This is a genomic window from Amycolatopsis echigonensis (assembly GCF_014174495.1).
Classification (GTDB): domain Bacteria; phylum Actinomycetota; class Actinomycetes; order Mycobacteriales; family Pseudonocardiaceae; genus Amycolatopsis; species Amycolatopsis echigonensis.
Map to the genome: position 1 here is coordinate 51,071 of NZ_JACJHR010000058.1, position 6,370 is coordinate 57,440.

The window sequence follows — 6,370 nt, forward strand, 5'->3', positions numbered from 1 at the left end:
TTACTACGGTCCTGGTTACGCGGGTGCGGGGTGGGACTAGGCCGAGCCGCCAAGGCCGCGGGCGTGGCCATGCTGGTCCCGGCGGTGTGGGCGGCCGCGGTGGGCCTGTGGCTGTTCTGGGGCGGCGGCCCGTGGGCGTGGATCGCGCCGGTCGCCTGGGCGGCGATCGGGACGCTGCTGCTGGCGCGGCCGGTGTGCCGGATGACCCGCGCGCTGGTCGCCGGCTGGACCGGCGTCGTGCTCCCGCCCGGATACCGCGAGCTGCCGCCGGTCACCCAGCTGTCGACCGGATACTGGTGGAACGGCCACTCCTATTCGCGCACCAGCAAAGACGCCCGGCGCGAACAGCGGCGGAAGAACTGGCGCCACGACCCGGCGAACTGGCGGGACCTGCGATTCCTCCTCATCGCGCCGTTCTCGTTCGGCCTGGTCGCGCTCGTGCCGCTGCTCGGCCTCGTCGCGGCCTTCCTGGCGCTGACGAACCTTCCCAGCGGATACTTCGCCGGTCTGCTGGTCACGATCGCGACCGCGCCGTACGCGTGGCGGAGCGTCATCCCGGTAGCCACGCGGTTCCTGGGCGCGTCCGCGAAGATGGAGCTGGCCGACCGGGTCGACACGCTGACCGCGTTGCGCGCGGACACGACCATCGCGCAAGCCGCGGAAATCCGCCGTATCGAACGGGATCTGCACGATGGTGCCCAAGCTCGGCTGGTCGCGCTCGGCCTCGCACTGGCGACGGCGGAGAAGCTGATGGAGACCAATCCCGAGCAGGCCAAGCAATTGCTGCGTGACGCTCGGGCCGGTGCCGCCACCTCGCTCACCGAACTACGCGAACTGGTCCGCGGCATCAGCCCGCCGGTGCTGAACGAACGCGGCCTCGTCGACGCCGTCCGCGCGATGGCGATGGACCTGCCGGTGGACGTGACCGTCGAGGCCGACTTGCCGCAGCCGCTCGATCCGCCGATCGAATCCGCGCTGTACTTCGGAATCGCCGAGTTGCTCGCCAACACGGTGAAGCACGCACGCGCGTCGCACGTGCGAGTTTCCCTTCTGCAGGAAGGAAATCGGGTGTGTGCCGAGGTCGAGGACGACGGTCTCGGCGGGGCGGACATCCGCCCGGACGGCGGGCTCGCCGGACTGCGCCGCCGCCTCGCGGTCTTCGACGGCACCGTGGAGATCACCAGCCCGGAGGGCGGGCCGACCCGAGCGTGGATGATGGTGCCATGCGCATCGTCGTAGCCGAGGACCTCTACCTGCTGCGGGACGGCCTCGTCCGGCTCCTGCAGGCGTACGGCCACGAGGTGGTGGCGACCGCGACGACCGGTCCGGAAACCGTCGCCGTACTGCGGGAACACCGGCCGGACGTCGCCGTGGTCGACGTCCGGATGCCGCCGACGCAAACCGACGAGGGCCTGCGTGCGGTGCTCGCTGCGCGACGCGAGACGCCCGGGCTGCCGGTGCTGATCCTGTCGCAGCACGTCGAACAGCTCTACGCCCGCGAGCTCCTCGCCGACGGGGCCAGCGGCGTCGGATATCTGTTGAAGGACAGCGTTTTCGAGGCCGAGCAGTTCATCGACGCCCTCGAACGCGTCGCGGCCGGCGGCACGGCGATGGACCCGGCGGTGATCTCGAAACTGCTCACAAGCGGGTCGCCCGACCAGCGCCTCGGCTCGCTGACCGAGCGCGAGCGTTCGGTGCTGGAGCTGATGGCGGAAGGCCTGTCGAACGCGGCGATCGCCGGACGGCTGTTCCTGAGCGAAAGCGCGATCAGCAAGTACACGACGTCGCTGTTCGGCAAACTCGGCATCACCGACGACGACACCGGCAACCGGCGCGTCCTGGCGGTGCTGACGTATCTGAACTCGTGAGTGTTGATCACGGTTCTCAACCGTGATCAACACTCACGAGGGCTCAGCCGACCAGATTGTCGAAGCGGCGCAACGTTTCCTCCGCGCCCAGCGCCTGCGTGATCGAGTGCAGGTCCGGGCTGCGGGTCGACCCGGTGATCGCGATCCGGATGATCTGCGACGCCTCGCGGATCGAACCGGGGTAGGCGTCCGGGTCCTTCTTGTATTCCTTGGCGTTCTTGGCGAATCCGTGCTTCGCCGCGACGTCGCGGATCTGCTGGAACCACTCCTGGCCGTCGTCGAGCTGCTGGTAGGCCGACACGAAGTCCGACGCCACCGCGCGCACGACGTCCGCCGGAACGCCGAGCGCCGCGATCCGCTCGTCGTCGGGACCGGTCGCCGCCTGGTGCAGTTGCGGGAAGAAGAACCCGTAGACGGCGCGGAATTCGCTCCACTTCTTCAGGTCCTTGCGCGGGTTCTCGACGCCCTCGCGTTCCACCGCCAGCGCGCGCAGCGCCAGCTCGCGCGAAGACTCCAGGACCGCCTTCAGCTCCGGGTCGAACCGCTCCGCCCACTCCAGCACCGACGCGAGAATCTCCTCGCCGGACAGCGTCGCGACGTAGTCGGCGGCGAGGTCGTCCAGCTTCACCAGGTCCACGAGCGGACCGGCGACACCGCACTCGTCGAGATTGATCGGCGCGTCGAGCGCTTCGGCGAGCGGCATCTCGGCGAGCCGTCCGTTCGCCAGGCCGCGCAGGTAGTACAGCACCGCCGGAACCGGGTAGCCGGCTTCGAGGTAGAAGTCGACGGACGCTTCCGGGTCCTTGCGCTTCGACAGCTTCCGCTTGCTGCCGCCCTCCTGCTTCATCAGCGGCGCGATGTGCGCGTACTGGATCGGCTCGAAGCCGAGCGCCTCGAACAGCTGCTGGTGGGTCGGCACCGACGAGATCCACTCGTCGCCGCGGATCACGAGGTTCACCCGCATCAGGTGGTCGTCGACCGCGTGCGCGAAGTGGTAGGTCGGCAGCCGCGGGCTCTGGTCGGAGCTCTTGAGGATCACCACGTCGTTGCGGTTGGCCTCGGCCTCGATGGTGCCGCGGATCGCGTCGGTGAAACGCACGCGCTGCCCGGTGTCATCCGGCGCGCGGAAACGGACCACCCACGGCTCGCCCGCGTCGAGCTTCGCCTGAACGTCGGCCGGGTCGGCGTCGCGCCAGATCGCCCAGGAGCCGTAGTAGCCCGTCGGCAGCTTCGTCGCCTGCTGCCGTGCGGTGATGGACGCCAGCTCGTCCTTCGTCGCGAAGTCGATGTACGCGCGGCCTTCACGCAGAAGGTGCCGTACGTAGGTCAGGTAGATCTGCTCGCGCTCGGACTGCCGGTACGGGCCGTACTCGCCACCGCGTACCGCGTCCTCGTCGGCCTGCAGCCCGAAGTACGCGAAGCCGCGTTCGAACTGCTCGAGCGCGCCCTCGACCTCGCGCGACTGATCGGTGTCCTCGACGCGCACCAGGTAGCGGCCTTCGGAGCGGCGCGCGACGTCCTGGTCGATCGTCGCGACGTAGATGCCGCCGATGTGCACGAAGCCGGTCGGCGACGGGCCGAACCGGGTCACCTTCGCGCCGTCGGGCAGCTGCCGGGCCGGATAGCGCTGTTCCCAGTGCTCGGGCTCGGGCAGATCCGCGGGGAACAGGGCGTCGATGACCGCACGGTCCAGCATCGGAGGTCGGGTCTCCCAGGTCGTTCGGGTGTTTTCGCTAGTGCTTCGAGTATCGCCGACCGCCGTCTTCCCCGGTCGTTCAGGTCCCCGGGTTGTCGGTACGGTTGCTAAGCGACCGGTTCCGATATATCGTGAACGTGTCGCAACAGTTCGGGAAAGGAAACCAAGACCCATGAACCGACGACGACACCCCTTCCCCGGAGGACGCTCGTTCCCCGGCGGACATCACGAACACGGAGAGCACGAACAGCACGGCCGGTCCTCCTTCGGCCCGTGGGGCCGGGAATTCGGCGAGTTCGCCTTCGGACCCGGCGGTCGCGGACGACGCGGCCACGGTCCGGGCGGACGCGGCGGCTCGCGACGCGGCCGGCGCGGCGACGTGCGGGCAGCGATCCTGACCTTGCTCGCGGAACAGCCGCGGCACGGCTACGAGATCATCCGCGAGATCGGCGAGCGCAGCGGCGGGCTTTGGAAGCCCAGCCCCGGCTCGATCTACCCGACCCTGCAGATGCTGGCCGACGAGGGCCTGGTCGTGAGCCGCGACGAGAGCGGCAAGAAGCTCTTCGAGCTCACCGACGAGGGCCGCACCACCGCCGAACAGCAGACCGGCACGCCGCCGTGGGAGCACTTCACCGACGACGTCGAACCGGTCGAGCACGACCTGCGCAAGGCGGGCGCGACGCTCGCCGCGGCTGTCGTGCAGGTGATGCGCGCCGGCAGCGAGAACCAGCAGGCCCGCGCGGTGGCCGTGCTCAACGAAGCACGCCGGTCGATCTACTCGATCCTCGGCGAGGTCGAGGACGAAGAGTCCGGCGAGGCAGCCGAGTGACCGGGCAGGACGAGGCCGGTGGGCTTGTCGCGGCAATGCACGCGATAGCCCACCGGCAGCGTCACCTCGCCCGGCCCCGGGTTCAGCCGGCGCGTGTCGGCGATCGCCCGCTGCGCGACTTTCGCGCTGAACTCGATCTTCAACACTGATTCCGCCGCGGCGAAGTCCGCGAAGCGCCAACGCGTGCGTACGCGCCGACAGTTGAAGCCGTGCGCGGCGAAGAAGCGTTCCACCGCAGGCGGGTCGTAGTGCGGCAGATCTGCCCGCATCCACCCGCCGTACGGCTCACTGGTCACGTCGAGGTCGACGATCACGATCGATCCTCCGGGCCGCAGCACCCGTTCCGCTTCGCGCAATCCGGGTTCGCATCCGGGGCCGAAGAAATACGCGGTGCGCGCGTGCACGATGTCCACACTGGCGTCGTCCACCGGCAACCGCTGCGCTCGTCCCACGCGGACCCGCACGTTCTCCAGATCCCGCACCCGTCGCTCCGCGTCCCGCGCGAGCGGCGGGTGCGGTTCGATTCCGAGCACCGAACGCGCGTCCGCGGCGAAGTACGGCAGGTGGTATCCGTCACCGCAGCCGAGATCGAGCACGTCCCGTCCGGTCCAGTCGCACTCTTCGCGCAGTACGCGCCAGATCTCGCCGTCCACGTCCTGCGCCTGGTTCTCCACGGCGTAGACCTGCTGGTAGTACCAGATGTTCGGGCTGGGAACGACTTCTTCGGACGCCGCCGGCCCGCGGAACAACCAGCGCACGGCACTCCTCTCCGGTCCGGGGCGCCGACGGGCGCGGCGGCTTTCCCGCTCAGAGCGTAGAACCCCGCTCCGCCGCATAGACTTCTCCCTCGTCGGGGAGGAGACGCGCAATGTCGATCGGCTGGCCAGGCTCCCGCACGATCCCGGCAGGGCTCCCCTGCTGGGTCGAGGTGGCGTGCCACGACGAGGCTCGGGCACAAGAGTTCTACTCCCGCCTTTTCGGCTGGGAATACGAGATCCGGCGCGACCCCGCGTCGCCGACCGGCCGGTACTCCATCGCCTCGTGCGACGGGGTCGCCGCCGGTGGTCTATACCAAGCCGGGTCCCGCAGCGCGCCCGGCTGGACGCTGCAGCTCGCGGTGCCGCACACGGCGAGCGCGGCGGAGTGGGTGGAGCACCTCGGCGGCCAGGTGACGCTCGGGCCGGTCGCGATTCCCGACCGCGGCAGCATCCTGCACGCGATCGACGCGTGCGGCGCGCCCGTGGTGTTCTGGGAAGCCCCGCCGGACTGGCAGTTCGCGAGCGGCGCGCCCAACACGTTCAGCGGCGCGGACCTGAACACGCACGACGGCGTGGCCGCGGACCACTTCTACACCAAGCTGTTCAACTACTCGAGCCGTCAGGTCGGCGACGGCGAAAGCGTTGACTACGTCGAGTACTCCATTGAGCACACAGCGGTGCTGTACCGCTACGTGATGGGTCCCGAATACCGCCGGGACACGCCCCCGCACTGGCTCGTGTACTTCGAGATCGACCCCGCGCGAGGCGCGGACGCGGCGGCGGGCGAGGCGTTGATGCTGGGCGGTTCGGTCGTGATCGAGCCGTACGACACGCCGTTCGGCCGCACCGCGATCCTCGCCGATCCGGACGGCGCGGTGTTCGCGGTGATCGACCACTCGCTGGTGCTGGAAGACGTGGGCCGCGCCGAGGTCGACGACCCGTACGACGACTAGCGGCTCAGGCCGGGACGAAGGCCGACAGCAGCAGCCACGACACGACGGCCGAGGGCAGCAGCGAGTCGAGGCGGTCCATGATGCCGCCGTGGCCGGGCAGCAGCGTGCCCATGTCCTTGATGCCGAGGTCGCGTTTGATGAGCGATTCGACGAGGTCGCCGAGCGTCGCGGTGAGCACGATGGCCGCACCGAAAATCGCGCCCTGCCAGGCGTGGCCGTCCAGCATGAGGCTGATCGTGAGCACGCCCGCGGCGATGCCCGCGATC

At 69.6% G+C, this 6,370-nt stretch carries 7 protein-coding genes; 4 read left to right on the top strand and 3 right to left on the bottom strand.

What is annotated here, in order from left to right; translation table 11 throughout:
• Positions 1-30 precede the first annotated feature (30 nt).
• Both H5411_RS31840 and H5411_RS31845 read left to right on the top strand, forming a co-directional pair.
• The gene (locus tag H5411_RS31840; RefSeq protein ID WP_312878660.1) at positions 31-1,239 is read left to right on the top strand and encodes a sensor histidine kinase; all 1,209 of its coding nucleotides are present in this window, start codon (positions 31-33) and stop codon (positions 1,237-1,239) included.
• The gene (locus H5411_RS31845; protein WP_101435125.1) at positions 1,224-1,868 is read left to right on the top strand and encodes a response regulator transcription factor; all 645 of its coding nucleotides are present in this window, start codon (positions 1,224-1,226) and stop codon (positions 1,866-1,868) included. The genes H5411_RS31840 and H5411_RS31845 overlap by 16 nt, the downstream gene beginning before the upstream one ends.
• Positions 1,869-1,911: 43 nt before the next feature.
• Here H5411_RS31845 and H5411_RS31850 read toward each other — a convergent pair whose 3' ends face one another.
• On the bottom strand, positions 1,912-3,564 hold the full coding sequence (locus H5411_RS31850) for a glutamate--tRNA ligase (protein ID WP_183125960.1): 1,653 nt from the start codon (positions 3,562-3,564) through the stop codon (positions 1,912-1,914).
• 172 nt (positions 3,565-3,736) lie between these two features.
• Here H5411_RS31850 and H5411_RS31855 point away from each other — a divergent pair, with 172 nt between their 5' ends.
• Positions 3,737-4,393, top strand: coding sequence for a PadR family transcriptional regulator (locus H5411_RS31855; protein WP_183125961.1), 657 nt, complete (start codon positions 3,737-3,739; stop codon positions 4,391-4,393).
• On the opposite strand, the gene H5411_RS31860 is transcribed toward H5411_RS31855, so the two are convergent.
• Positions 4,339-5,151, bottom strand: coding sequence for a class I SAM-dependent methyltransferase (locus H5411_RS31860; RefSeq protein WP_244194560.1), 813 nt, complete (start codon positions 5,149-5,151; stop codon positions 4,339-4,341). The genes H5411_RS31855 and H5411_RS31860 overlap by 55 nt on opposite strands.
• Positions 5,152-5,261: 110 nt before the next feature.
• Between H5411_RS31860 and H5411_RS31865 the strand changes: the two genes are divergently transcribed.
• Entirely contained in the window at positions 5,262-6,104 is an 843-nt protein-coding gene (locus H5411_RS31865) for a VOC family protein (RefSeq protein WP_101435127.1), read from the top strand.
• Positions 6,105-6,108: 4 nt separating this feature from the next.
• Here H5411_RS31865 and H5411_RS31870 read toward each other — a convergent pair.
• On the bottom strand, positions 6,109-6,370 hold a 262-nt coding region (locus tag H5411_RS31870), incomplete at its 5' end, for a phosphatidate cytidylyltransferase (RefSeq protein WP_183125962.1).